The 26,889-nt window shown below is 68.8% G+C and carries 22 protein-coding genes; 8 read left to right on the top strand and 14 right to left on the bottom strand.

Annotation, left to right across the window (positions count from 1 at the left end; genetic code table 11):
* Nucleotides 1–72: 72 nt before the first annotated feature.
* The 5 genes from prpC (at nucleotide 73) to EHF44_RS13375 (ending at nucleotide 6,899) form a co-directional block, all read left to right on the top strand.
* Nucleotides 73–1,230, top strand: coding sequence for a bifunctional 2-methylcitrate synthase/citrate synthase (prpC, locus tag EHF44_RS13395; RefSeq protein WP_124684195.1), 1,158 nt, complete (start codon nucleotides 73–75; stop codon nucleotides 1,228–1,230).
* An 87-nt stretch (nucleotides 1,231–1,317) separates the two neighbouring features.
* Entirely contained in the window at nucleotides 1,318–3,915 is a 2,598-nt protein-coding gene (acnD, locus tag EHF44_RS13390) for a Fe/S-dependent 2-methylisocitrate dehydratase AcnD (protein ID WP_124684194.1), read from the top strand.
* Nucleotides 3,916–3,948: 33 nt separating this feature from the next.
* The gene (prpF, locus tag EHF44_RS13385; protein ID WP_124684193.1) at nucleotides 3,949–5,142 is read left to right on the top strand and encodes a 2-methylaconitate cis-trans isomerase PrpF; all 1,194 of its coding nucleotides are present in this window, start codon (nucleotides 3,949–3,951) and stop codon (nucleotides 5,140–5,142) included.
* Nucleotides 5,143–5,414: 272 nt separating this feature from the next.
* Nucleotides 5,415–6,542 carry an asparaginase gene (locus EHF44_RS13380; RefSeq protein WP_124684192.1) on the top strand — a complete coding sequence of 376 codons (1,128 nt, stop codon included), beginning with the start codon at nucleotides 5,415–5,417 and terminating at the stop codon, nucleotides 6,540–6,542.
* A gap of 120 nt (nucleotides 6,543–6,662) precedes the next feature.
* Nucleotides 6,663–6,899 (top strand): DUF1289 domain-containing protein, encoded by a 237-nt coding sequence (locus EHF44_RS13375; protein WP_124684191.1) that lies wholly within the window; start codon nucleotides 6,663–6,665, stop codon nucleotides 6,897–6,899.
* 33 nt (nucleotides 6,900–6,932) lie between these two features.
* Here the strand turns inward: EHF44_RS13375 and EHF44_RS13370 are convergent, their stop codons facing one another.
* The 4 genes from EHF44_RS13370 to EHF44_RS13355 form a co-directional block, all read right to left on the bottom strand.
* Nucleotides 6,933–7,643: an MOSC domain-containing protein gene (locus EHF44_RS13370; protein ID WP_124684190.1), complete on the bottom strand. Its 711-nt coding sequence runs from the start codon at nucleotides 7,641–7,643 to the stop codon at nucleotides 6,933–6,935.
* Nucleotides 7,640–8,359, bottom strand: a complete 720-nt coding sequence (locus EHF44_RS13365) for a glutamine amidotransferase (RefSeq protein ID WP_124684189.1) — start codon at nucleotides 8,357–8,359, stop codon at nucleotides 7,640–7,642. Before EHF44_RS13365 ends, EHF44_RS13370 begins: the two co-directional genes overlap by 4 nt.
* 70 nt (nucleotides 8,360–8,429) lie before the next feature.
* Complete coding sequence (locus EHF44_RS13360) at nucleotides 8,430–10,895, bottom strand: penicillin acylase family protein (protein ID WP_124684188.1); 2,466 nt, start codon at nucleotides 10,893–10,895, stop codon at nucleotides 8,430–8,432.
* A gap of 112 nt (nucleotides 10,896–11,007) precedes the next feature.
* Complete coding sequence (locus EHF44_RS13355) at nucleotides 11,008–12,438, bottom strand: aldehyde dehydrogenase family protein (RefSeq protein ID WP_124684187.1); 1,431 nt, start codon at nucleotides 12,436–12,438, stop codon at nucleotides 11,008–11,010.
* A 199-nt stretch (nucleotides 12,439–12,637) separates the two neighbouring features.
* Between EHF44_RS13355 and EHF44_RS13350 the strand changes: the two genes are divergently transcribed.
* The gene (locus EHF44_RS13350) at nucleotides 12,638–13,297 is read left to right on the top strand and encodes a hypothetical protein (RefSeq protein WP_124684186.1); all 660 of its coding nucleotides are present in this window, start codon (nucleotides 12,638–12,640) and stop codon (nucleotides 13,295–13,297) included.
* Between the two features lie 147 nt (nucleotides 13,298–13,444).
* Here the strand turns inward: EHF44_RS13350 and creD are convergent, their stop codons facing one another.
* From creD to EHF44_RS13300, 10 genes are all read right to left on the bottom strand, one after another.
* The gene (gene creD / locus EHF44_RS13345; protein WP_124684185.1) at nucleotides 13,445–14,869 is read right to left on the bottom strand and encodes a cell envelope integrity protein CreD; all 1,425 of its coding nucleotides are present in this window, start codon (nucleotides 14,867–14,869) and stop codon (nucleotides 13,445–13,447) included.
* Nucleotides 14,870–14,957: 88 nt separating this feature from the next.
* Nucleotides 14,958–16,400 carry a two-component system sensor histidine kinase CreC gene (gene creC / locus EHF44_RS13340; RefSeq protein WP_124684184.1) on the bottom strand — a complete coding sequence of 481 codons (1,443 nt, stop codon included), beginning with the start codon at nucleotides 16,398–16,400 and terminating at the stop codon, nucleotides 14,958–14,960.
* A gap of 6 nt (nucleotides 16,401–16,406) precedes the next feature.
* Entirely contained in the window at nucleotides 16,407–17,108 is a 702-nt protein-coding gene (creB, locus tag EHF44_RS13335) for a two-component system response regulator CreB (RefSeq protein WP_124684183.1), read from the bottom strand.
* A 413-nt stretch (nucleotides 17,109–17,521) separates the two neighbouring features.
* Nucleotides 17,522–19,144 (bottom strand): ABC-F family ATPase, encoded by a 1,623-nt coding sequence (locus EHF44_RS13330; RefSeq protein WP_124684182.1) that lies wholly within the window; start codon nucleotides 19,142–19,144, stop codon nucleotides 17,522–17,524.
* Between the two features lie 161 nt (nucleotides 19,145–19,305).
* Nucleotides 19,306–20,229, bottom strand: coding sequence for a muramoyltetrapeptide carboxypeptidase (gene ldcA, locus EHF44_RS13325; RefSeq protein WP_124684181.1), 924 nt, complete (start codon nucleotides 20,227–20,229; stop codon nucleotides 19,306–19,308).
* Between the two features lie 57 nt (nucleotides 20,230–20,286).
* Complete coding sequence (gene tadA / locus EHF44_RS13320; protein WP_124684180.1) at nucleotides 20,287–20,838, bottom strand: tRNA adenosine(34) deaminase TadA; 552 nt, start codon at nucleotides 20,836–20,838, stop codon at nucleotides 20,287–20,289.
* A gap of 6 nt (nucleotides 20,839–20,844) precedes the next feature.
* Nucleotides 20,845–21,321, bottom strand: coding sequence for a 6-pyruvoyl trahydropterin synthase family protein (locus tag EHF44_RS13315; protein WP_124684179.1), 477 nt, complete (start codon nucleotides 21,319–21,321; stop codon nucleotides 20,845–20,847).
* A gap of 3 nt (nucleotides 21,322–21,324) precedes the next feature.
* Complete coding sequence (gene queE, locus EHF44_RS13310; RefSeq protein WP_124684178.1) at nucleotides 21,325–21,960, bottom strand: 7-carboxy-7-deazaguanine synthase; 636 nt, start codon at nucleotides 21,958–21,960, stop codon at nucleotides 21,325–21,327.
* A gap of 147 nt (nucleotides 21,961–22,107) precedes the next feature.
* Nucleotides 22,108–22,617: a DUF1993 domain-containing protein gene (locus tag EHF44_RS13305; protein ID WP_124684177.1), complete on the bottom strand. Its 510-nt coding sequence runs from the start codon at nucleotides 22,615–22,617 to the stop codon at nucleotides 22,108–22,110.
* 114 nt (nucleotides 22,618–22,731) lie between these two features.
* Entirely contained in the window at nucleotides 22,732–23,775 is a 1,044-nt protein-coding gene (locus EHF44_RS13300) for an endonuclease/exonuclease/phosphatase family protein (RefSeq protein WP_124684176.1), read from the bottom strand.
* A 209-nt stretch (nucleotides 23,776–23,984) separates the two neighbouring features.
* Between EHF44_RS13300 and EHF44_RS13295 the strand changes: the two genes are divergently transcribed.
* A complete protein-coding gene (locus EHF44_RS13295) occupies nucleotides 23,985–25,508 on the top strand; it encodes an MFS transporter (RefSeq protein WP_124684175.1) in 1,524 nt (507 codons plus the stop codon).
* Between the two features lie 165 nt (nucleotides 25,509–25,673).
* Nucleotides 25,674–26,849 carry a GGDEF domain-containing protein gene (locus EHF44_RS13290; RefSeq protein ID WP_124684174.1) on the top strand — a complete coding sequence of 392 codons (1,176 nt, stop codon included), beginning with the start codon at nucleotides 25,674–25,676 and terminating at the stop codon, nucleotides 26,847–26,849.
* Nucleotides 26,850–26,889 lie beyond the last annotated feature (40 nt).

The raw sequence follows: 26,889 nt of genomic DNA, 5'->3' as shown, positions 1-26,889 counted from the left end.
CGATCCAGAACAAGCTGATAGCGAGACGCCACTCCCATGGCCCAACGCGAAACACCCCCCAAGGAGACCCAGATGTCCGAAGCCCAACCGCTGGCCACGCCGAAACCCAAGAAATCCGTTGCCCTGTCGGGCGTTGCCGCCGGCAACACCGCGCTGTGCACCGTCGGCCGTAGCGGCAACGATCTCCACTATCGCGGCTACGACATCCTCGACATCGCCGACACCTGCGAGTTCGAGGAAATCGCCCACCTGCTCGTGCACGGCAAGCTGCCGAACAAGGCCGAACTGGCCGCCTACAAGACCAAGCTCAAGGCGCTGCGCGGCCTGCCCGCCAACGTCAAGGCCGCGCTGGAATGGGTGCCGGCCAGCGCGCACCCGATGGACGTGATGCGCACGGGCGTGTCGGTGCTGGGCACCGTGCTCCCGGAAAAGGACGACCACAACACCCCGGGCGCGCGCGACATCGCCGACCGCCTGATGGCCAGCCTGGGCTCGATGCTGCTGTACTGGTACCACTACAGCCACAACGGCCGCCGCATCGAGGTGGAAACCGACGACGACTCGATTGCCGCCCACTTCCTGCACCTGCTGCACGGCGAGGCGCCGTCCAAGCTCTGGGAACGCGCGATGCAGACGTCGCTGATCCTGTACGCGGAGCACGAGTTCAATGCGTCGACGTTTGCCTGCCGCGTCGTGGCCGGCACCGGGTCCGACATGTACTCGGCCATCTGCGGCGGCATCGGCGCGCTGCGCGGCCCGAAGCACGGCGGCGCCAACGAGGTGGCGTTCGAGATCCAGAAGCGCTATGACACCCCGGACGAGGCCGAGGCCGACATCCGCCGCCGCGTGGAGAACAAGGAAGTCGTGATCGGCTTCGGCCACCCGGTCTACACCATCAGCGACCCGCGCAACGTGGTGATCAAGGAAGTGGCGCGCAAGCTGTCGAAGGACGCCGGCTCGATGAAGATGTTCGACATCGCCGAGCGCCTGGAAACGGTCATGGCCGACGCCAAGAAGATGTTCCCGAACCTCGACTGGTTCAGCGCCGTGAGCTACCACATGATGGGCGTGCCGACGGCCATGTTCACGCCGCTGTTCGTCATCGCCCGCACGTCGGGCTGGGCCGCGCACGTGATCGAGCAGCGGATCGACAACAAGATCATCCGCCCGACGGCCAACTACACCGGCCCGGAGAACCTGAAGTTCGTGCCGCTCGACAAGCGCGCCTGAACGTCCGCCACACCATTAGAGATGTGCCGCTGCGCCGCCCGTGCCTCCGGGCGGGCGGCCAGCCGGCCCGCCAGTCCTCACGCCGCCATGAATACCGCCTACCGCAAGCCGCTGCCCGGCACCCGGCTCGACTACTTCGATGCCCGCGCAGCCGTCAATGACATTTCCCCGGGCGCCTGGGACAAGCTGCCGTACACCTCGCGCGTGCTCGCCGAGAACCTTGTGCGCCGCTGCGACCCGGCCACGCTGACCGATTCGCTCAAGCAGCTCGTCGAGCGCCGCCGCGACCTGGACTTCCCGTGGTTCCCGGCCCGCGTGGTCTGCCACGACATCCTGGGCCAGACCGCGCTGGTGGACCTGGCCGGCCTGCGCGACGCCATTGCCGACCAGGGCGGCGACCCCGCCAAGGTCAACCCGGTGGTGCCGGTGCAGCTGATCGTCGACCACTCGCTGGCCGTGGAATGCGGCGGCTTCGACCCCGACGCGTTCGCCAAGAACCGCGCCATCGAGGACCGCCGCAACGAGGACCGCTTCGACTTCATCAACTGGACCAAGAAGGCGTTCCGCAACGTCGACGTGATCCCGCCGGGCAACGGCATCATGCACCAGATCAACCTGGAGAAGATGTCGCCGGTGATCCATGCCGCGGACGGCGTGGCCTACCCGGACACCTGCGTCGGCACCGACAGCCACACGCCCCACGTGGACGCGCTGGGCGTGATCGCCATCGGCGTGGGCGGCCTGGAGGCCGAGAACGTGATGCTGGGCCGCGCGTCGTGGATGCGGCTGCCCGACATCGTCGGCGTGGAACTGACCGGGCGCCGCCAGCCCGGCATCACCGCCACCGACATCGTGCTGGCGCTGACCGAATTCCTGCGCAAGGAAAAGGTCGTCGGCGCCTACCTGGAATTCCGCGGCGAAGGGGCGGCCAGCCTGACGCTGGGCGACCGCGCCACCATCTCGAACATGGCGCCCGAGTACGGCGCCACGGCCGCGATGTTCTTCATCGACGGCCAGACCACCGAATACCTGCGCCTGACCGGCCGCGACGAGGCCCAGGTGCAGCTTGTGGAAACCTACGCCCGCACCGCCGGGCTGTGGGCCGACGCGCTGGCCGACGCCGAGTACGAGCGCGTGCTGCACTTCGACCTGTCCACCGTGGTCCGCAACATGGCCGGCCCGTCGAATCCGCACAAGCGGCTGCCGACGTCCGACCTGGCCGCGCGCGGCATTGCCGGCCAGTGGGAAGACACGCCGGGCCAGATGCCCGACGGCGCCGTGATCATCGCCGCCATCACGAGCTGCACGAACACCAGCAACCCGCGCAACGTGATTGCCGCCGCGCTGCTGGCCCGCAACGCCAACCAGCGCGGGCTCGCGCGCAAGCCGTGGGTCAAGTCGTCGCTGGCGCCGGGGTCCAAGGCCGTGGAGCTGTACCTGCAGGAAGCCAACCTGCTGCCCGACCTGGAAAAGCTAGGCTTCGGCATCGTCGCGTTTGCCTGCACCACCTGCAACGGCATGTCCGGCGCGCTGGACCCGAAGATCCAGCAGGAAATCATCGACCGGGACCTGTACGCCACGGCCGTGCTGTCCGGCAACCGCAACTTCGACGGCCGCATCCACCCGTATGCCAAGCAGGCGTTCCTGGCGTCGCCGCCGCTGGTGGTGGCCTACGCCATCGCCGGGACGATCCGCTTCGACATCGAGCAGGACGCGCTGGGCACCGACGCCAGCGGCCAGCCGGTCTACCTGCGCGACATCTGGCCCAGCGACGACGAGATCGACGCCATCGTGCGCCAGAGCGTCAAGCCCGAGCACTTCCGCAAGGTCTACGAGCCGATGTTCGCCGTGCGTGCCGAGAACGACACCGCGATCGATCCGCTCTACGACTGGCGCCCGCAGAGCACCTACATCCGCCGCCCGCCGTACTGGGAAGGCGCGCTGGCCGGCGAGCGCACGCTGCGCGGCATGCGCGCGCTGGCCGTGCTGGGCGACAACATCACGACCGACCACCTGTCGCCGTCGAACGCCATCCTGCCGAACAGCGCGGCTGGCGAGTACCTGGCGAAGATGGGCCTGCCCGAGGAAGACTTCAACTCGTACGCCACGCACCGCGGCGACCACCTGACCGCCCAGCGCGCCACGTTCGCCAACCCGACGCTGGTCAACGAGATGGCCGTGGTGGACGGCGCCGTGAAGAAGGGTTCGCTGGCGCGCATCGAGCCCGAGGGCAAGGTCGTGCGGATGTGGGAAGCCATCGAGACGTACATGGACCGCAAGCAGCCGCTGATCGTGATTGCCGGGGCCGACTACGGCCAGGGCTCGTCGCGCGACTGGGCCGCCAAGGGCGTGCGGCTGGCCGGCGTGGAAGCCATCGTGGCCGAGGGCTTCGAGCGCATCCACCGCACCAACCTGATCGGCATGGGCGTGCTGCCCGTGGAATTCTTCCCGGGCACCAACCGGCTGACGCTGGGCATCGACGGCACCGAGACGTTCGACGTGGTGGGCGACCGCCAGCCGCGCGCCGAGCTGACGCTGCTGATCCACCGCCGCAACGGCGAGACCGTGCGGGTGCCGGTGCGCTGCCGGCTGGACAGCGACGAGGAAGTGTCGATCTACGAGGCCGGCGGCGTGCTGCAACGGTTTGCGCAGGACTTCCTGGAATCGTCGCGGGCAGCCGCCTGACGATCCCCGGCGCAGACTTTCAAGGAAACCACGATGGCTCACGTTCCCCAAATCAAGATCCCGGCGACGTACCTGCGCGGCGGCACGAGCAAGGGCGTCTTCTTCCGGCTGCAGGACCTGCCCGAGGCCGCCCAGCAGCCGGGCCCGGCGCGCGACCGCCTGCTGCTGCGCGTGATTGGCAGCCCGGACCCGTACGGCAAGCAGATCGACGGCATGGGCGCTGCCACGTCGAGCACCAGCAAGACGGTGATCATCGCCCGCAGCACGCGGCCGGACCATGACGTGGACTACCTGTTCGGCCAGGTGTCGATCGACCAGCCGTTCGTCGACTGGAGCGGCAACTGCGGCAACCTGTCGGCGGCGGTGGGCCCGTTCGCGGTCAGCAACGGCTTTATCGAGGCCGCCCGGATTCCGCAGAACGGCACCGTCACGGTCCGCATCTGGCAGGCCAACATCGGCAAGACGATCGTCGCCCACGTGCCGGTCACCAACGGCGCGGTGCAGGAAACCGGCGACTTCGAGCTGGATGGCGTGACCTTTCCGGCCGCCGAGGTGCAACTGGAGTTCATGGACCCGGCCGCCGAGGAAGGCGACGACGGCGGCGGCGCGATGTTCCCGACCGGCAACCTCGTCGACGACCTGGAAGTGCCCGGCGTGGGCACGCTCAAGGCGACGATGATCAACGCCGGCATCCCGACGATCTTCGTCGAGGCGGCGGCCATCGGCTACACCGGCACCGAGCTGCAGGACGCCATCAACGGCGACCCGAAGGCGCTGGCGATGTTCGAGACGATCCGCGCGCACGGCGCAAAGCGCATGGGCCTGATCCAGGACCTGGACGAAGCCCGCACGCGCCAGCACACGCCGAAGGTGGCGTTCGTCGCCGGCCCGGCCACGTACACGGCATCGAGCGGCAAGACCGTGCGCGCCGAGGACGTGGACCTGCTGGTGCGCGCGCTGTCGATGGGCAAGCTGCACCACGCGATGATGGGCACGGCGGCGGTGGCCATCGGCACGGCGGCAGCCATCCCCGGCACGCTGGTCAACCTGGCCGCCGGCGGCGGCGCACGCGAGGCCGTGCGCTTCGGCCATCCGTCGGGCACGCTGCGCGTGGGCGCCCAGGCCGAACAGGCCAACGGCCAGTGGACCGTGCGCAAGGCCATCATGAGCCGCAGCGCGCGCGTGCTGATGGAAGGCTGGGTCCGCGTGCCAGGCGACAGTTTCTGACCCGTCGCACAACGCGGCCGTTGTCGTCACCGGGCGGCATTCTCCCAGCGTGGAGAATGCCGCTTTGTCTTATCTGGCATACGTTTGCGGGCGATGGCCGGGCGCTGTGCAGATTCTGTTGTGGTTGTCGACGCAACGGGGATGGGTGGTTATAGTGCTCGGTCCGTGGTGCCTGACACGCCTACCTGGCACCACGGTCTCATGAACCAACCATACGCGGCGGCCCCGCGCTTTCCACGAGAAACCAGCAGCCCGCCGCCAAGAGGAGAATCATGCAACGTACTGCCACCCTGAAACCCATCGCCGCGCTGCTGCTGTCCGCCACCCTGCTGACCGGCACGGCCTGTGCGCAACTGGCCCCGGCGCCCGGCACCCCCGGCGCGGCCCCGGCCGGTACGACCGCCGAGGCCCGCAAGGCCAACATCGTCATCATCGGCACGGGCGGCACCATTGCCGGGGCCGGTGCCTCGGCCACCAACACGGCGGCCTACCAGTCGGCCGTGGTGCCGGTCGACAAGATCATTGCCTCGGTGCCGGAAGTCTCGAAGGTCGCCAACGTCAAGGGCGAGCAGATCTTCCAGATCGGGTCCGAGAGCTTCAACAACGAGCGGCTGCTGAAGCTGGGCAAGCGCGTGTCCGAACTGCTCAAGCAGCCCGACGTGGACGGCATCGTGATCACGCACGGCACCGACACGATCGAGGAAACCGCCTACTTCCTGAACCTGACGCTCAAGAGCGACAAGCCCGTGGTGGTGGTGGGTTCCATGCGTCCGGGTACGGCGCTGGGCGCCGACGGCGCGCTGAATCTCTATGACGCGGTGCTGGTGGCGTCCAGCCCGGCGTCCAGGGGCAAGGGCACGCTGGTCGTGCTCAACGACGAGGTCCACACGGGCCGCGACGTGACCAAGAGCAACACGTTCAAGACCGAGACGTTCCGCTCGCCGTTCGGCCCGCTGGGCTACGTGGTGGAGGGCCGCACGCTGTACTACCGCACGCTGGCGCGGCCGCACACGGTGCAGACCGAGTTCGACATCGACAAGATCGACCGCCTGCCCGAAGTGGCCGTGCTCTACGCCTACGGCAACGTGAACCCGGCCATGGTCGACGCGGCCGTCAAGAGCGGCGCCAAGGCCATCGTCTATGCGGCCACCGGCAACGGCAGCGTGGGCGACTACATGGTGGAGCCGCTGAAGGCGGCGCAGGCCAAGGGCGTGCAGGTCGTGCGCGCGTCGCGCACGGGCAGCGGCATCGTCGTGCGCAACGCCGAGCAGCCTGACGACAAGTACAACTGGATCGTCACCGACGACCAGTTGCCGCAGAAGGCGCGCATCCTGATGGCGCTGGCGCTGACCAAGACCAACGATCCGAAGCAGCTTCAGCAGATCTTCTGGAAGTACTGATGCACCCGAGGCGCCGGGCCCGCTCCGGCGCCTTGCCGCTGGATGTCATCGGCAGGCGGGTGGCGGGGCGCCCCCGCAGCGGGCGTTTATAATGCGCGCTCAGTTTCCCGCCCGCCTTCCATGTCCGACCGCCCCGCCGACCCCACCGCTTCCACGCCCGACGACACCCGCCTGAGCGACCGCCCAGACAGCCCGTGCATCGGCATCTGTTCGACGCTGTTCGACGAGGTTTGCCAGGGTTGCGGCCGGACGGCCGCCGAGGTCAGCAACTGGGTGTTCTACAGCGAGGCAGAAAAGCAGGCGATCTGGGAGCGCATCACGCGCGAAGGCACGGCGTGGCGGTTTCGCCAGGACTAAGCAGCGCCTTCGCCGCCCCCTTCCCCGGCCCATTCAACCGCCCGCCAGCCGCTTCTCCATGTCCTCGACCGCGTGGCTGGCCACGCGCTGCCGGGCCAGCTTGCGCCAGCTTTCGGCCAGGCATGGCAGTTCGGCCATTTCGGCGAGCGCCGATAGATTGAGCCGGTCGACATAGAGCACGTGCAGCAGCCGCTGCAGGCTCCATTGCGGATACGGGCGCGCCACCAGCACCAGCCGGTCGCCGGCGGCCACCTCGCCTTCCTCGATCACGCGGTAATACCAGCCGGTGCGTCCGCTGCCCTGCACCGCGCGCGACATGCCGGCAAACCCGAAACGGTGATTCAGTTTCCAGCACGGCTGGCGTGCCTGGGACACCTCCACCAGCGCCGTGCCCAGATGGTAGCGGTCGCCCACGCAGACATCGGCCTCGGTCAGCCCCGTGGTACTCAGGTTTTCGCCAAACGCGCCCGCGTGGTCGAGCACGGCCGTGTTGCCGCCCTGCCCGGCCAGTTCGCCGCGCCAGCCCGCGTAGTGGTCGCGCGGATAGTGGTGCAGCGCCTTCTCGGGGCCGCCGTGGTGCTTCGGATCGCCCTGCTCGTCGATGGCCAGCCCGACCGGCGTGATGCGCACCGGCCCGTCCACAGGCGTCTTGCCGATGCCGCTCGGCACGCCTTTCGGGCCAAACGGCTGCACGCGGCCCGCCAGCAGCACGTCGATCCTGACGTCCACAGCCGCGCCGCTCACAGCCCCGCCTCCTCCATCCAGCGCGCGAACATCAGTTCGCCGGCGCTGGCCACGGTGGCGCCGATCTCGGCCGTGCGGCGGCGGATCGTGCGCGGGTCCACGCCGGCCTTGGCCAGCTCGACCGTATGGCCGATCAGCCAGGTCTCGATATCGCCCGGCTTGACCTCGGGGTGGAATTGCAGCGCCAGCACGTGCTTGCCGATGGCATACGCCTGGTTTGGCGTCGCGGCGGTCGATGCCAGCCGCTCGGCGCCCTCGGGCAGGTCGAACGTGTCGCCGTGCCAGTGCAGCACCTCCCAGTCGGCGTTGGCCAGCAGCGCCAGCGGCGAGCGGCGGCCGGCCTCGGTCGGCGAAATCGGCGCCCAGCCAATCTCGCGCGTGCCCGGATAGACGCGCGCGCCGCACGCCGCGGCAATCAACTGCGCGCCCAGGCAGGCGCCGATGATCGGCAGTTCGTCCTGCAGCCGCTGGCGGATCACGCTGATCTCCGCTTCGAGCCACGGGTACGCTTCGGTCTCGTAGACGCCGATGGGGCCGCCCAGCACGACCAGCAGGTCGGCCGGATCGGTCTGCACCAGCGTCAGGTCGTCCACGCCGGCCTGGAACAGGCGAATGTCATGGCCGCGGTCGCGCGCCACGTCGGCAATCACGCCTGCATGTTCGAATGCAACGTGCTGGATGACATCGGTCCTCAACTGGCGCCTGGTTTCGCTCATTGCGTAACGCTCCTGCTAGAAATGGTGGGCATCGGATAGGGGACGCAGGGCGATACGATACCGCACCGCATCAATGCCTGTCGCGTGCCGGTTGCAGCACCAGCGTCTCGAAGCTGTCGCCGCCGGGGTTGCGCCGCTGCGCGCCGATCTGGATGAACTGGACGGCGGCCCACTTGTCGGTCCAGTCTCGGTAGTGCGGCGACAGCGCGTTGCCGGACTGCCCGGTCGACGACATGAAGCGCGACGCGGACAGGTCGGCCAGGTCGTAGATCGCGCGCAGGCTGGCCGCGTGGGTGTTCTCGAACGGCGCCTTCTCGTCGCGCAGGCTGTGGCGGCCCACGTCGACCGTATAGGTATCGCCGCCGGTCGGCACGCGGACGTTGAACAGCCCGGCCAGATACGGCACCTTGCCGAACGGCTTGTGCTCCGAGCGCGCCGTGTGGGCCTTGCCCCAGCGCCATTTGTCCGGGTCCGAACCGTAGCGGGTATCGAGGTCGGCCAGCGCGCGCTGCCAGGCCAGACCGATCGTGTCGGCGCAGGTCTCGCGGGCGGTGGTGCGCGAGTTGTCGCACCAGAAGGCGCCCTGCCCGGCCGGGTCGCGCATGGCGTTGAGCATCGGCAACTGGACGTTGCGCTGGTCCCAGAGCCGGACGAACTGCGCGTCGCCCACCTTGTCCGCGAACAGCAGCCGCGACAGCTCGCGCAGCCACGCCGTCACCACCAGCGGCTCGGCGCGGTCGGCCGCCATGGTGCCGTCCCACTGGCGCAGCCCGTCGAACAGCGCGCGCTCGCGGGCCGGGCGCGATGCATCGCTGGCCACTGGGGCGGCCAGCAGCAGCGGCAAGGCGTCGCGCACGGCCAGCGACACCACGTCTTTCTGGATCGCGGCGAAGGTGTCCGGCGTATGGCGCGGCGTGGCGTCCAGCAGCGCCTGGATGCGCTGCGCCCGGTACGGCACGCTCCATTCGCTGGTCAGGAAAAACGGGTACTGGTCGTCGACGATCTTCTGGTTGGCGGTCACGATCATGCCCGACGGCGGGTTGAACCGCTGCGGCAACTGCTCGAACGGGATAAAGCCCTGCCAGTCGTAGCGCGCGTCCCAGCCCGGCGCCGGCGCCAGGCCCATCAGGTCGTTGTCGGCCCGGCGCACCGGCACGCGGCCCGGCGCGATGAAGCCGATGTTGCCATCGACATCGGCGTAGACCATGTTCTGCTGCGGGGCGTGGAAGTCGCGCAGCGCGGCCACGAAGCTCTTCCAGTCCTTTGCCAGCCCCATGTTCAGGCTGGCCTGGAACGTCTTGTCGTCGGGCCGCAGCGCCGTCCACTGGAACGCCACCACGTACTGGGCGCCCAGCGGCTTGGCCGCCGCGCCAATCGGCTCGGCCACGTCGGACATCACCGGCCCGTGGCGCGTGGCACGCACGCGCAGCGTCACGTCGGGCTCGCCTTTCACGTGGATGGTCTCGGTATAGGTCTCGAACGGCGCCCAGCCGTCGGGGGTCTGGTAGCGGGCCGGATTCGACGGGTCGATCCGCTCGATGAACAAATCCTGCACGTCGGGTGCCGTATTGGTGAAGCCCCAGGCAATGCGCTGGTTGTGGCCCAGCACCACCAGCGGCGCGCCGGGCAGCGTGGCGCCGGTCAGGTCCAGCCCCGGCGCCTGCAGGTGCGCGAAATACCACAGCGCGGGCGCCTGCAGCCCCAGGTGGGGGTCGTTGGCCAGCAGCGGCTTGCCGCTGCGGGTGTGCGCGCCCGACACCACCCAGTTGTTCGAGCCCATCCCTTCGATATGGCTGGACGGCGCGCGGTCGGCCACCTGGGCCATGGCCGTGGCCACCGGGGCGAGCTGGCGGTAGAAGCTGGCGTAATCCATCGTGCGCAGCGGCTTGTCGCCGGGGTACGGCGCCAGGATCTCGGCGATGCGCGAGGTCGGGAGCTGCTGGGCCAGGCCCATCCGCAGCACTTCCTGCGTCCAGTTGCCGCCCAGGTCCCAGGCCATCATCGTCTGCCAGCCGACGGTATCGGCCGGCTCCCAGCGTTCCGGGCGGATGCCGAGCATCAGGAATTCGGGCGGCAGCGCCGACTTGCGGGTGTCGATAAAGGCGTTGACGCCGTCGGCATAGGCCTGCAGCACCGCGCGGACCTCCGGCGACGTGCGGGCGACGATGGCCTCGGCGTTGCGGCGCACCCCCAGCGTACGCAGGAAGCGGTCGTTGTCGACAGCCTTGGGGCCCAGGATCTCGGCCAGCCGCCCGGCCACGATGCGCTTGTTCATCTGCATCTGCCAGAGCCGGTCCTGCGCGTGGACGTAGCCCAGCGCGTAGTAGGCGTCCAGCGGATGGCTGGCCTGGATGTGCGGCACGGCGTTGCGGTCACGCACCACCACCACCCGCTCGCGCAGCCCGGATAGCTGCTGCGTGCCGGCCGTATCGGGCTGCGACGCCTGGCGGTACCAGACATAGGCGCCAATCGCCGCCGTCAGCGTCAGCACCATCGCACCCAGGATGACCCAGCCCAGCCGTTTGAACCAGCGCATCGACACGCTCCCCCCAAGGAAAGACGCAAGCATGGCAGATTTCCGCGCAGACAAGAATGCCCGGACGGGCCGGGCATCGGTACTACGGGGTGCGGGCAGCGGCCGGAGCCGCTCAGGCCGGCTTCTTGAGCTGCAGCGACTTGTATTCGAGGAATTCCTCCAGCCCGAACTTGCCGCCCTCGCGGCCGTTGCCGGACTGCTTGAATCCCCCGAACGGGGCATTCATGTTGAACGGGCCGCCGTTGATGTCCACCTGGCCCGTGCGGATGCGCCGCGCCACGCGGATCGCGCGCGCCTCGTCGCCAGACCAGACGCCGCCGCCCAGCCCGTAGATGCTGTCATTGGCGATGCGGATCGCGTCTTCCTCGGTGTCGTAGCAGATTACCGACAGCACTGGGCCGAAGATTTCCTCCTGCGCCACGGTGGCCCGGGGATCGACGTTGCCCAGCACGGTGGGCTTGACGAAAAAGCCGCGCTCGAAGCCTTCCGGGGTCTCCGGGCCACCAGCGACCAGTTCGGCGCCCTCTTCCAGCCCGCGCCGGATGTAGCCGGTCACGCGCTGCTTCTGGACGTCCGAGATCAGCGGGCCCAGGCGCGTGGTGTCCGACATCGGATCGCCCACGGTAAAGCCTTCCACGATCTTGGCGGCAATCGCCTTGACCTCGTCGTAGCGGCTGCGCGGCACCAGCATGCGGGTGTGCGCCGAGCAGGTCTGGCCGGAATTGAGAAAGCAGGCGCTCAGCGTGCCCTTGACGGCCGCCGGCAGGTCCGCGTCGTCCAGGATCACGGAAGCCGACTTGCCGCCCAGTTCCAGCGCCACGCGCTTGACCGACTGCGCGGCCAGCTCCGACACGCGCTTGCCGGCCCGCGTGGAGCCCGTGAACGACACCATGTCGACCTCCGGATGGCTGGCCAGCACCTCGCCCACCACCGGGCCGTAGCCGGTCACCAGGTTGAACACGCCCGGCGGCAGGCCGGCGGCCTCGATCACCTCGGCCAGCACAAAGGCATTGAGCGGCGCCACTTCCGACGGCTTGAGCACCACGGTGCAACCGGCGGCCAGCGCCGGTGCCACCTTCAGCGTGATCTGGTTCAGCGGGTAGTTCCACGGCGTGATGGCCGCCACCACGCCCACCGGCTCGCGCACGACCAGCGAGTTGCCCACCTGTTCCTCGAACGTGAAGCTGTCGAGCAGCGCGGCGGCCTGGCCCCAGTTGTAGACCGGCCCGCCCACCTGGATGGCGCGCGCCAGCTTGATCGGCATGCCCACCTCGCCGGCGATCAGTTGCGCCAGTTCCTCGGTGCGGTCCTTGAGTCCCTCGGCGATCTTGCGGATGTACTGCACGCGGTCGGCGGGCGGCGTCGCGGCCCAGCCGTCGAACGCCGCGCGGGCGGCGGAAATGGCGTCCTCGGCGTCACGGGCATGTCCCTCGGGGATCTTGCCCATGACGGCCTCGGTGGCCGAGTGGATGACGTCGATACTGCCCGTACCGTGGGGCGCCACCCATTTGCCGTTGATGAAAAGTTTGTCTCGTTGTTGCATGGCCACAGCCCTCAAGAGGTGAATCGGCGGAGTGCAAATTTTGTTACTTTTATGGTGCACCACATTGTAGGCCGGTTTGCGGATTCGCTTTTCGTCCATCCGCCGCCGGCCCGGATAACAAGATGGCGATAATCGGCCGCGCAACAGCTCACCCGAGGGCCTCGCCGCGGGCGGCCGATCGATAACAAAGGAGCGAGACATGGTCGACCCGGTCTATCACAAGACGGAAGCAGGTCAGGAGGAAATCCGCACCCGCGCGCGCAAGCTGGACCACAAGCTGCGCGCGCTGCTGCTGATCGTGAACGGAGAACGCGCCAGATCGGCGCTGTTGGCGCAAGTCGCCGGCATGGGCGTGGCCGAGGAGGCGTTCGATACGCTGCTGGCGCTGGGCCTGATCGCGCCGGCCGCCGAGCCAGTGCGGGCAGCACCAGCGGCCGCCCGGTCCGGCCGCCCCGCCGCGCCGGCCCGCCCGGCCGACACCAACCTGTTCGCGGCCTATTCGGGCTACAACTCGGCCGGCGGCAAGGGCATCGACGACCGCGTCGACGATCGCGACGTGCTGGCCGACACCACCATCGCCCCGGCACTGACCCCGGCGCGCGCCCCGGCCACCGTCGGCGCCGACGGCTACCAGCGGCTCTACCACTTCTACACCGACGTGATCGGCAACCACCTGGGGCTGCGCGGCTACGTACTGCAGGTCAAGGTGGAAAAAGCCGCCACCGTCGTCGAACTGGCCGCCCTGCGCGACACGCTGGGCGCCGCCTTGCAGAAAGCCAAGGGCGACATCACCGCCCACGCCATCATCGACCAGCTCGACGATTTGCTGGCCGAAATGGGCGTGGCACCAGCGCGGTAGGGGCGCGGGTGCAGCTCCCCTCTCCCGCCTGCGGGAGAGGGGTTGGGGGAGAGGGCCAGCGGTTCAAATCGCGACCAGTCGGCAAGCAGAACCTCAACGCCCTCTCCCCCGGCCCCTCTCCCGCGATGCGGGAGAGGGGAGCAAACACTAGTCCGCCGCGGTCTGCTTGCTGACCTCGTCGGCAGGCTGCATCCCCGCTGCCACAGCGCCCTGCCCGCCCCCCACCGCATACCAGTCCACCTTCCGCGTGACCGCCATGATGATGGCCAGCGTCACGAACAGCAGCGCGGTGCCCAGGACCAGCGCATTGTCCTCGGACACGAGCAGCCCGTAGAGCGCGCCATACAGCGCCGTCAGCAGCGCGGCAAAGCCCAGGCCGCGTTGCCAGCTTCGCAGCACGAACGACAGGTAGAAGCCCAGCAGGCCGATGCAGGCTGCGCTGGCCGTCAGGTAGGCCAGCACGAATGCCACGTGCTCGGACAGGCTGACCAGCAGCAGGAAGAAGATCGCCAGCGCCAGGCCGGCCAGCAGGTACTGGATCGGGTGGATGCGCAGCGACTTGACCAGTTCGAACAGGTAGAGCCCGGCAAACGTCAGCACCACGAACAGCAGGCCGTACTTGACCGCCCGCTCGGCCTGCACGTAGATGTTGACCGGCTCCATCAGCGTGACGGACGCGGCCTGCAGGTCGTGCACGCCCTGCTGGGTGGCCAGTTGCTCGCGCACGCGGGTGTTGAACGACGTGATCGACCATTCGGCGCGGAAGCCGTCGGCCGTGACCGTGCGCTGGCGCGGCAGGAAGTCGCCGTCGAAGCTCGGGTGTGGCCACGGGGACTGCATGCTGAACTGGTTCAGGCCGGCCACCGGCGTGACGGCCATCGCGCGGGCGCCCAGCACCGCCAGCTTCATCGAGAACGGCACCACGCGCGCCTCGGCAGGCTTGCCGGCCGCGCCGGACACGTCGACGCGCCCGTGCAGCCCCTGCGGCAGGCTCGGCAGCCGCGTGCCCTGCGAAAGCTGCACCGCCGTGCCGTCCAGCGCGATGACCGGCTCCGAGACCAGCCCGCGCATGTCGGCCACGCCCACCACCACGTACGGCTGGCCAATCTCGAAGCGGACGTGGTGGGTCGATTCCGGCAGCTCGGGCCGCGCCTTGGGATCGGGCAGCTCGATCGTGCCGGACAGCTCGCTGGCCGTTTCGTAGACGATGGTCTTGTGGATGCCCCGGTAGCGCTCGCTCGGCGTGATGGCGGTCTGCACCCGCAGCGACTTCGGGAACACCAGCAACTGGCGCATTTCCTCGCGGTACGGGGCCAGCGGCGCCGGCACCGCGTTCTGCGTCAGCGGGCGGTCCGCCGGCGGCGGCACGGCGATGATTTCCTTGTAGGGCACGACGATGACCGGCCCGGTCAGCGTCTGCGGGCCGGCGTAGCTCTGCCAGATGCTGCGCTCGGCCTGGTCGCGGTATACGCCGCGTTCGTGGACGATGCCGAGCACCATCTGGAGCGCGATCCAGAGCAGTACGACGACCGCGCCAATCGTGACGATGCGAAAAATCAGAGGCTTGTTCATGGTGTCCTGTGACAGTCGGGTTGACGTGCCGCAAGACTAGCGAGCCGCTGTGGGCGCGATGTGGGGGCGATGTGGGCCCGGTGTGAAGTCAGGCCGCCAGCGGCACGGTCAGCCGTGCCCGGGTGCCGCCGCCGTCGCGATTGGCCACCTCGATGGTGCCGCGATGGAGCTGGGCCACCTCGCGCACCAGGCAGAGCCCGAGCCCGGTGCTGCGGTTGCGCCCGCCGGGCCGGGGCAGCGAATAGAACCGCTCGAACAGCCGCCCCTGGGCGAAGTCCGGGATGCCGGGGCCGCGGTCGTCGATTGTCACGGCCACCGCGTCCTGCGCGGGCAGCGGGCCCAGCGCGATGTCGATGGTGGTACCCGCCGGCGCAAAGTCGAGCGCGTTCTCCAGCAGGTTGACGATGGCCTGGCGCAGCAGGAACGGGTCGCCGGTCGTGGCCGGGCCCGGGCCGGCCGGCGCCTGCCAGTGCAGCCGGACATCGCGCTGGCGTGCGCGTGGTTCCAGCGCGGCCACGATCTGGCCGATCTCGGGCGCCAGCGGCACGCGCGCCGCGTGCTCCAGCCGCTGGCGCTGCTCCACTTCGGCCAGCGTCAGCAGCTTGCGGATCAGCTCGTCCAGCCGCTGCGCCTGGCTGCGGATATTGCCGACAAAGCGCGCGCGGTCGGCCGGCGGCATGTCTTCCTGCAACAACTCCGCCGCACCGCCGATGGCCGCCAGCGGGCTTTTCATCTCGTGGGTCAGCGTGTGGATGTAGTGCTCGACGTACTGCTTGTCTTCCAGCCGCAGCCGCATGGTTTCCACGGCGCGGCCCAGCTCGGCCAGTTCGCTGGCGCCGCGCAGCGGCATTTCGGCGCGTTCGCCGGCCGCCACGGACCGCGCGTAGCGCTGCAGCTTGCGCAGGCCGATGACCAGCCACAGCGTGCAGACCACGCCGATCACCGCCGCGCCGCCAATCAGCAGCAGCCCGTAGGTCAGGATCTTGCCCTGGCTGCGCGCGATGAACGGCGCCACCGACCGGTTCGGCTTGGCCACGGTCAGCACGCCGATGATGCGCGCGCCGTCGCGGATTGGCGCGGCCACGTACATGACCGTGCTGGCCTCGTCGTCGGGATCGGTGCGGGTGCTGCGGGCGCCGTATTTGCCCTGCAGCGTCAGGTAGACGTCGTTCCAGCGCGAATAGTCGGCGCCCAGCGCCTGGCCCGTGGAATCGAAGCGGACGATGCCGCGGTCGTCGGTGATGTAGATGCGGTAGCCAATGGCGTCCTTGTGCATGCCCCAGACGCTGGCGTCGACCGGGCTTTCCTGCAGCCGCGCCAGCTTGCGGGCGAAATTGCCATCGGCGAGCTGGCCATTGCGCAGGTCGTCGGCGGCCAGCACGGCCAGCACGTTGGCGGTGTCGACCAGCGTGTCTTCCATCGCCTGGCGCACGCCGGGCTTTACCTCCTGCACGAACACGCGCAGCGTCAGGAACGCGGCCAGCCCGACCACGAGGAAAAAGCCGAAGAAGATGCGCAGGCCGATGTGCATGGCCGCCTAGGCGTCGAGCGAGTAGCCCATGCCGCGATGGGTGCGGATCGGGTCGGCCGACGGGTCCACCTCGCGCAGCTTGGCGCGCAGCGTCTTGACATGGGTATCGACGGTGCGGTCGACCGTGTCGAGCGCGTCGTGCCAGACCAGGTCCATCAGCTGGGCGCGCGCATAGATACGGCCCGGATGGGCCACCAGCAGCGCGAGCAGCCGGTATTCGTAGCGCGTCAGGTCCAGCCAGCGGCCGCGCCAGGCCAGCCGGGCACCGGCTTCGTCATGGTGGAAACCTTCGGACGGCAACGGCTGGGACGGGGCGGCGGGCTGGGCCGGCGCCGGCCGGGCGCGCCGCAGGATCACGCGCACCCGGGCGGCCAGTTCGCGCGGCGAGAACGGCTTGACCACGTAGTCGTCGGCGCCGATCTCCAGCCCGACGATGCGGTCGATTTCCTCGTGCCGGGCGGTCAGGAAGATCACCGGCACGTCGGAAAACGTGCGCAGCGTGCGGCAGACCTCGAAACCGCTGATGTCGGGCAGCCCGACGTCCAGGATCACCAGGTCCGGCGCGTCGGTGCCGGCACGCAGCCGCGCCAGCGCGTCGCTGCCCAGCAGGCAATGGGTGGCCTGCATGCCGTCGGTGCGCAGGGCATAGACGATCGTGTCGGCAATCGCGGATTCGTCTTCGACGACGAGGATGGCTGGCGGTTTCATCGCCGCGTATTATCCGCCATCGCGCGCCGGTTCGGGCACGCGCAGCAACTGGCGCACGCGCCGCAGGAAAGCTTCGATATCGGGAATGCGGCGGCGTCTCATGGCTGGGCTCCGATGGGTGGGAGGCCAGTCTGGGCGCTGTGTGTGAAGGGAGGGTGTGGCGGGGGTGAAGGCTGGGGTGCCGGCCTGCACTGCCGGCTGTTTGGCTCCCCTCTCCCGCAGCGCGGGATAGGGTTGGGGGAGAGGGCGTTGCGGCGCTACTTGCCGACATGTGGCAATTTGAACCGCCGGCCCTCTCCCCCTGCCCCTCTCCCGCAGCGCGGGAGAGGGGAGACAACCAGCGGGATATCGAGCTTGAATCTTGCGCTTGTCGTCTCCCCTCTCCCGCTCGCGGAGACAACCCGAAGCGGGAATTACGCCTCGATGCCTTGCGAGGCCAGGTACTCGTCGTACGTGCCCAGGTAGTCGGTGATCGTGCCGTCGGTGCGCACTTCGATCACGCGCGTGGCCAGGCCGTTGATCAGTTCGCGGTCGTGGGAGACGAAGATCAGCGTGCCCGGGAACTTGTCCAGCGCGATCTGGAGCGACTCGATGGACTCCATGTCCATGTGGTTGGTCGGCTCGTCCATGGCCAGCACGTTGTGGCGGCCCAGCATCAGCTTGCCCCAGATCATGCGGCCCTTTTCGCCGCCGGACAGCACCTTGACGTTCTTCTTGATGTCGTCGGCCGAGAACAGCAGGCGGCCCAGCGTGCCGCGCAGCGACTGGTCGTCGTCGCCGGCCTGGGTCCACTGGCTCATCCAGTCCATCACGGTGGCGTCGTTCGGGAATTCCTCGTACGTGTCCTGCGGCATGTAGCCCACGTTCGCGTTCTCGGCCCACTTGACCGTGCCGCGGTCCACTTCCACGCCGCGCTGCACGCCGGTCTGCACGATGTTGCTCAGCAGGCTGCGCAGCAGCGTGGTCTTGCCGGCGCCGTTCTCGCCGACGATTGCCACGCGCTCGCCCGCCTGCACGGCCATCGACAGGTTGTCGATGATCTTGCGCTCGTAGGTCTTGGTGATGCCCTCGACTTCCACGGCCAGGTTGTGCAGCTTCTTCTCGAACTCGAAGCGGATGAAGGGGTTCTGGCGCGACGACGGCTTGATGTCCTCGACCTTGATCTTCTCGATCTGCTTGGCGCGCGACGTGGCCTGGCGGGCCTTGGACTTGTTGGCCGAGAAGCGGCGCACGAAGTCCTGCAGCTCGGTGATGCGCTCCTTGGCGCGCGCGTTGGCGGCCATCTGGCGCTCGCGGGCCTGCATCGACGCCTGCATGTAGTCGTCGTAGTTGCCCGGGTAGACCTTCAGCGTGCCGTAGTCCATGTCGGCCATGTGCGTGCACACGGAGTTCAGGAAGTGGCGGTCGTGGGAAATGATGATCATGGTGGAGTTGCGCTCGTTGAGCACGTCTTCCAGCCAGCGGATCGTGTTGATGTCCAGGTTGTTGGTCGGTTCGTCCAGCAGCAGGACGTCCGGGTTCGAGAACAGCGCCTGCGCCAGCAGCACGCGCAGCTTCCAGCCCGGCGCGATGTCGCTCATCGGGCCCTGGTGCTGGTCGGTCGGGATGCCCACGCCCAGCAGCAGCTCGCCGGCGCGCGCCTCGGCCGTGTAGCCGTCGTACTCGGCGTAGCGGGCCTCCAGCTCGGCGGCCTTCATGTAGTCCTCGTCGGTGGCTTCGGGGTTCGCGTAGATGGCGTCGCGCTCGCTGGCGGCGGCCCACATCTCCACGTGACCCATCATCACCACGTCGAGCACGCGGTTGTCTTCATAGGCGAACTGGTCCTGGCGCAGCTTGCCCAGGCGGATGCCCGGCTCCAGCATCACGGTGCCGGCCGACGGCTCCAGGTCGCCGCCCAGGATCTTCATGAACGTGGACTTGCCGCAGCCGTTCGCGCCGATCAGGCCGTAGCGGTTGCCCTCGCCGAACTTGACCGAGATGTTCTCGAACAACGGCTTGGGGCCGAACTGCATGGTGATGTTTGCGGTAGAAAGCACGTCTGGACCTTGTCTGGAATGTGGGGGTGCCCCGATGGGCCCCGCCCCGCTGGCGGCCGGATTGTGGACGGCACGCACCCGATTGGCGTGCCCGGCGCAGCGAAATGAGGAAATAACCCGCGATTTTACCACTCGCGGCAGGCGCCGTCAGCCGTGCCGGCCTACAGCGTGGGATAGCCCGACAGCGCCAGGGTGAAGCCTTCGGCACTGGCTTCGAGCCGGGCCTGCCCGCCCACCGGCAGCGTCAGCTTGCGCGGGCAGTGGCCGAACGGCAGGCCGGTCAGCACCGGCACGCGCAGCCGGGCGCGCAGGTAGTCGAACACGGCGTCCATGTCGTAGCCGTTGTCGTAGTCGGTGGTGCGGTAGTTCGAGAAATCGCCCAGCACGATGGCCTGCTGGCGGTCCAGCACGCCGGCCTGCAGCAGTTGCAGCAGCATCCGCTCCACGCGGTACGGCGGCTCGTTGATGTCTTCCAGGAACAGGATGCCGCCGTCCACCGTGGGCAGGTACGGCGTGCCCAGCAGGCTGCAGAGCATGGCCAGGTTGCCGCCCCAGAGCGTGCCTTCGATGGTCCCGGTGCCGGGCGCGGCCTGGGGCGCGGGCACCTCGATCCGGTACGCGGGCTGGCGCAGGATGGCGTCGAAGTGCTGCCACATGTACGGGTCTACCAGTTCCGGGCCGAAATCGGCCAGCAGCATCGGCCCCGCGAACGTCACGCCGCCCGTGGCGGCCAGGTAGGCAAGCTGGAACGCCGTGAAATCGCTATGGCCGACGATGGGCGTGCCGCTGGCGCGCGCCTGGTCGGCAATCCGCGCAAAGTCGATCTGGCCCAGCAGCCGCGCCAGCCCGTAGCCGCCGCGCACCGCCAGCGTCAGTTCCGGCGCGGCGCCGGTGCCGATGGCGTGCAGGTCGGCCAGCCGCTCGGCGTCGGTGCCGCCAAAGCGCAGGTGGCGCCGGGCGAGGATGTCCGGATTGGCGACGCGGTAGCCGTGCCCGGCCAGCCAGGCGCAGCCGCGCTCGGCCACGGTCATGTCGTGCGGGTAGCCGGAAGCGGCAATCAGGCGGACGTCGATGGGGTGGGTCATGCTGGGCAGGGGTCGATGCGGCGATCGGTGCACGGGATCGGAAGCACCGATTCTCGCCTAATCGGCCGCCGGTGGCGAGGGCGGCACGCCCTGCCCGTCCCGTGCGGCCTGTTGTGCGGCTTTCTGCGCGCGGCGGCGGGCGCCGAAGAAATCGCGCAGCAACTGGCCGCATTCGTCGGCCATCACGCCACGCGCGAGCGTGGTCTGGTGGTTCAGCGTAGCCTGCGCGAACAGGTCGACAACGCTGCCGGCGGCGCCGGTCTTGGGATCGGTCGCGCCGAACACGACGTGCTTCAACCGGGCGTGCAGGATGGCGCCGCTGCACATCGCGCATGGCTCAAGCGTCACATACAACTCGCATTCGGGCATGCGATAGTTGCCCAGCACCTTGGCGGCGGCGCGCAGGGCCTGCATTTCGGCGTGCGCGGACGGGTCGACGGAGCGGATCGGCAGATTGTGGCCGCGCGCGATGATGGCGTCGTTCCAGACCACCACGGCGCCCACCGGCACTTCGCCGGCGGCCTCGGCCAGGCGCGCCTCTTCCAGCGCGGCCGCCATGTAGAAGCGGTCGCGCGCGGCGGCGTCTTCGAACTGCGGCGCGCCGGACATGGCCGGTCAGTCCTGCGCCGGCAGCGACAGCGGCGCGCTCACCTCGGCCCAGCAGTTCGGCGTTTCGAACAGCACCAGCCGGGTGAGCTGCAGGTGATGGCCGAAGCAGTCCTTGAACACCGGCGCCAGGATGTCGAACGCGGCCTGGGCCAGGTTTTCGACGGTCGGGATGCTGTCGATGACCACGGTCTTGTGGTTGTCCATCGACTGGAGGAAGTTCAGCAGCGCGGTATCGCCGCGGTAGATCAGGAACGCATGGTCCCACTTCGACACCAGGTGCTCGTTGGCCAGCGCCTTGATGTCGCCGAAGTCCAGGATCATGCCGTCGTCGGACGCGCCTTCCTGGCGCAGCACCTCGCCGGCCAGCGTCAGGTCCAGCCGGTAGCGGTGGCCGTGGATGTTGCGGCACTGGCCGCCGTGGCTCGGGATACGGTGGCCGGCGTCGAATTCAAGGCGGCGCGTGATCGAAACTTGTTTGCTCATGTGTCAGCGAATGCCCAGCAGCTTGTGGGTCTGGAGCGACAGGCGCCAGCGCGGATGGCGCTGGCAGAAATCCACCGCCGCAGCCGTATTCTGACGGGCCAGTGGGCCGTCCATGGCCTGCACCAGGAAATAGCGGAAATCCAGTTGCTCGTATGCGGCGAAGTCCTGGCCGGCCTGCGGCATCACCACCTTCAGTTCGTCGCCCTTGGTGACCACCAGTTCCGAGCCCATCTTCGGGCTGACGCAGACCCAGTCGATACCCTCGGGCACCGGAATCGTGCCATTGGTCTCGATGGCGATCTCGAAGCCGTGCGCGTGCAGCGCGTCGATCAGCGGCGCATCGAGCTGCAGCAGCGGCTCGCCGCCCGTGCAGACCACCAGCGGCTGGCCGCCCGCGCCCTGCGGCCATTCCGACGCCACCACGGCCGCCAGTTCCTCGGCGGTGCGGTACTTGCCGCCGCGCGTGCCGTCGGTGCCGACGAAGTCGGTGTCGCAGAACTGGCACACCGCGCGGGCGCGATCTTCCTCGCGGCCGGTCCAGAGGTTGCACCCCGAGAACCGGCAGAACACCGCCGCACGGCCGGCGTTGGCGCCTTCGCCTTGCAGCGTATAGAAGATTTCCTTGACGGTGTAAGTCATGCGATGGGAACGGTAATGGGGCGCGGGGGCCTTTCTGCTTAAAAACTAGGCAATCGCCGGCAGGCGAGCAACCGGCGATTGTATCAAGAACCTAGGGTTTTTGCTAAGTGGCCGATGCCGCCACACCGCTCCCGTCGCCCTGCCGGATCAGCGCGGGGCGCCCAGGTAGTCCATCTTGCCGATCTGCACGCCCTTGTGGCGCAGGATGTCGTAGGCCGTGGTCACGTGGAAGTAGAAGTTCGGCAGCGCAAACCCGAGCAGGTAGCTCTTGCCGTCGAACGTCACCGGGCCGTTGCGCAGCTTCAGCTCCACCACGCGCGTCTCGCTGCCTTCCAGCTGTTCGGGGCGGATGGTCTTCAGGAAGCCGATGGTCTTGGCAATCCGCGCCTGCAGGTCCGGGAACGTGGTCTCATCGTCGGGGTACGACGGGATCTCGATGCCGGCCAGCCGCGCCGCGCAGCCCTTGGCCGAATCGCTGGCCCGCTGGATCTGGGCCGGCAGCGCGTCCATGTCCGCCACCAGGCGGGTCTGGATCAGCTCGGCGGCGTCCATGCCCTGCGCCTTGGCGTGGGCGGCGCCCTTGTCCAGGATCGCGGACAGGTTCGTCAGGGCCCGGATGAACACCGGGATCGAAACGTCGTACATCGAGAGGGCCATGGGGGCTCCTTGGTCGTGGGATGGGGACGATGCCTGCGCGGTGTCCGACGGTGGTTGGCCCCGCCTGCCGGCGCCGCAGGCGCAAGCATAGACCGGAACCGCGCCCCGTGCTGGCTAGCGCGCCAGGCCCTCCAGCCAGGCGTCGGCGTCGTCGATGCCGAACTCGATCCACATCGGCAGGTGGTCGCTCATGCGGTAGGTCCGCCAGTCCTTGAAGCTGCGGCCCGGGCGCGACTGGCGCTCGGCGGCGTAGGCGTCGGCATCGGCCAGCCGGTACACGTGCTCGAACACGTCGAACACGCCCGCGCGGCCGGTGGGCGCCATGCTCGACAGCTGCCGGAAATAGGCGATCTGGTCGTAGTGGCGGTCCTTGCCCACGTTCGATCCTGGCACCGATTGCAGCTCCGGCGGCACGATGAAGCCCGCCTTGGTGATGGCCTGCATCGTCACGTCGCGGCGATTGAAGATGTTGAAGTCGCCGAGCAGGATCAGGTTGCCCGGATCGGGCTTGGCGCCGGGCGCCGGCTGCGGCGCGGCGGACAGCTTGCCGGCTGCCTGGGCGACGGTCTGGCTGAACGCCGTGATCTCGGCCAGCCGGCGCGCGTCGTCGGGCCGGCTGGTGCCGTAATAGATGTGGACGGTGGCCAGCGTGAGGTAGGCCCATCCCGCCTGGAACCCGGCCAGGTACGGCGAGCGCGCCAGCTGCACCGGGGCCGGCGCGGACCGGCCCGGCGGGGGCAGCACCAGTTCGGCCGCCAGCCCCGTGAAGCGCACCTTGCGGCGGTCGTAGAGATAGGCCATGCGCTCGGCGTTGCCGGAGGCGCCCAGCGTGACGTCCGTCACCAGATGGCCCCACCACGGGCCGAGCATCCGCTGCAGGCGCTGCAGCGGGTACAGGCCGTCGCGCACCTCCTGGACCGCGATCAGGTCGAAGCGGCTCAGCACTTCGGCGATGTACAGGTACGCCTCGTCAGACCGGTAGCCGTACTTGCCTGAATCGAACTCGCGGATGTTCCACGTCGCCAGCAGCAGCGTGTCGGTAGCGGTGCGGGCGGGAATTTCCTGCGCCAGCGCCTGCCGCAGGCGGGTCAGACCGCCGATGGCGCGCGCGCGCACGGCGGTGTCTGTGATCTGTTCGAGGCAATCGTAATGGGTCATGGGAGAGCGTGTCCGCTTGTAAAAAAGCGCCCATCGTGGCCACGCCCGCGCCGGTCTGCCATGGCCTGCGTCAAGACTCCGCGCCGCCGGCCCCCTTTTCCAGCAGACGACGATGCCGCACCGCACCCCGTGATCCGCGTCAAGACTGTCACTTATCCCCGGAAATACGATGGACCGAGCATCGCACCCATCACAACCAGAGGACAGTCATGAACCACGTCACGGGTAATACCGCGGGCGGTCGCGGCATCGACACACCGCCCAGGCCAGCGCAAGCGCAACCGCCACACTTCGCCGGCAACGACCGGGTGCTGTTTGGCATCGTCCTGGGGGTGCTGACGTTCTGGCTGTTCGCCCAGACCACGCTCAACATCGCGCCCGACATGGGCGAGGAGCTGGGCCTGGCGCCCACGACGATGAACATCGCCGTGGCCATCACGGCACTGTTCTCGGGCATCTTCATCGTGTTCATGGGCGGCATTGCCGACCGCATCGGCCGCTACCGGATCCTGCAACTCGGCTTCTGCCTGAGCATCGCGGGATCGCTGCTGGTGGCGCTGGCCCCGGCCGGCACGCTGGCCGCACCCGCGCTGCTGGCCGGCCGCGCGCTGCAGGGGCTGTCGGCGGCGTGCATCATGCCGTCGAGCCTGGCGCTGATCAAGACGTACTGGCAAGGCGCGGCACGCCAGCGCGCGATCAGCATCTGGTCGATCGGCTCCTGGGGCGGATCGGGGCTGTGCTCGATCTTCGGCGGAGTGGTTTCGGCCCAGTTCGGCTGGCGCGCCATCTTCTTCATCTCGGTGGCGGCGGCCGTGGCCGGGCTGATGATGATCCGCGGCACGCCCGAGACGCGCGCCGAGAGCCGGCGCGACGCCGGGATCGACCGGCTGGGCATCCTGACCTTCATGGTGGCGATGATCGCGCTGCAGGTGGTGGTCACGCAGGGCGCCCGGTTTGGCTGGTCCAGCCTCAACACGCTGCTGCTGGCGGCGCTGGCGGTGGTGTTCGGCGCGGTCTTCCTGCGCCACGAGCGCCGCACGGCCGACCCGTTCATCGACTTCCGTCTGTTCCGCAGCCGCATCTACACCGGCGCCACGATCTCCAACTTCATGCTCAACGGCGTGGCCGGCACGCTGATCGTGGTCATGCAGCTCGTGCAACTGGGCGGCAGCCTGACCGCCCGGCAGGCCGGCATGCTGACGATCGGGTTCGCGGTGACCATCATCGCGTTCATCCGCGTGGGCGAGAAGCTGCTGCAGCGGTTTGGCGCGCGCAAGCCGATGCTGTGGGGCTGCGTGCTGACCGGGGCGTCGGTGATCTGCCTGGGGATGACGCACCTGACGCTTGAGGACTACAAGATCGCCGCGATGATCGGTTTTGCGCTGCAGGGCATCGGGCTGGCGTTCTACGCGACGCCGTCGACCGATGCGGCGCTGTCCGCCCTGCCCGAGCAGCAGGCGGGCGCCGGGGCCGGCATCTACAAGATGGCGTCGTCGCTGGGCGGCGCGTTTGGCGTGGCGATCTCGGCTGCCATCTTCACGGCGGTGCGCGTTCACCCCGAGGGGGCGTCGGTGCTGAGCGGCCTGATCGACTTCCAGGGCTCGCAGGAACAGGTGGCCGTACGGGCCGCCGCGATCCTGGCGCTGCTGTTCAACCTGTCGATGGTCGTGGTGGCTGCCATCTCGATCATGCTGACGATTCCGCGCGCCCCGGCGCGCCTGCCCCGCCCGTGACCGTGTAATGCCGGCGGCACGTCGGCCCGCAAGGGCCGGCCGCGCGGCGTTTTCCCGCAACAGGCAAGCCACGGAGAACTTCGGAACCATCCACGGACAGCCGTAATTCCAACGTAGAATTCCGGGTGCCGGCGCAACGCGCTGGCGCAATGTCTTTACATCTGGATGTACGTCGATCTCCTCACCCTTTATCTTCTGGCGATAGGCACCCTGCTGGCCAGCGCGGGCATGATGTTCTGGGAGCATCGCGCCAATCCCCGCCACAGCCGGGCGCTGCGCGTGCTCGCCGCCGGGTTTGCGACGATCGCCATCGGCTGCGCCGGCGTGCTGTTCCGCCGCACCCTGCCCGGTGCGCTCGGTTCGGCACTTTGCAATCTCGTCATCCTGTCCGGTTACCTGCTGGTCCTCAACGGCATTGCCGCCTTGAGCGGGCGGCGCTATCGCGTCAGCGCGGTGGTGGTGCTCGTCGGCATGGCGGGCATATGGGTCGTATCCGGCGCCCGGTGGATGGATCTGGTCTGGAACCACATCAGCGCCTTCCCCATCGCCGCCGTCAGCGCGATGACCGCGCGCGAGATGCTGCGCTGCGACGCCATGAAGCCGTTCTTCGCGCGGCATATCGTCGTGGCCGTGACCGGCATCCACGCCGTGCTGTACCTGGGTCGCGCCTTCCTGCTGCCGTGGCTGGTGTCGGCCTACGGGCCGGCACTGCAGGCCGCCGCCAGCAAGGTGACGATGTACGAAGGCGTGCTGTATTCGGTGATCCTGCCGATGACCATCCTGAAAATGATCCGCGAGGAAAATCACGGCCAGCTGCTGCAGGAATCGCTGACCGACTACCTGACGCGCCTGGGCAACCGCCGCTGGTTCTTCGAGCAGGGCCACCGCATTCTCGGCGGCGCCGGCGCCCGGGGGCCCGTGGCCGTGCTGGCCTTCGACCTCGACCAGTTCAAGGCGATCAACGACCGCTACGGCCATCACGCGGGCGACGAGGTGCTGAAGTCGTTCGCGGCCATCGCGCGCGAGGTGGTGGGCGCGGACACGCTGCTGGCGCGCATCGGCGGGGAGGAATTCGCCGCCCTGCTGTCGGGCGACGACGCGCGCCGCGCGCAGGCGCTGGGCGAGGCCGTGGCGAAACGGTTCGCCGAGAACGTCTCGGCCCCGACCGGCAATGTCGGCATCCCGGCCACGGTCAGCATCGGGCTGGCGCAGTTCGATGGCCCGGCGCCAACCCTGGGCGACGCGCTGGCGCAGGCGGACCGGGCGCTCTACCGCGCCAAGGCGCTGGGTGGCAACCGGCTGGAAGTGGCGCCGCGCGAGGCACATCCGGCGGCTGTCTGAGGGAAGACGGACGGGGCGACGCGGACGCGGCGCCACCGCC

It is taken from the genome of Cupriavidus pauculus, from assembly GCF_003854935.1.
Lineage (GTDB): Bacteria > Pseudomonadota > Gammaproteobacteria > Burkholderiales > Burkholderiaceae > Cupriavidus > Cupriavidus pauculus_C.
This window is presented reverse-complemented; position numbering and strand designations above follow the sequence as displayed.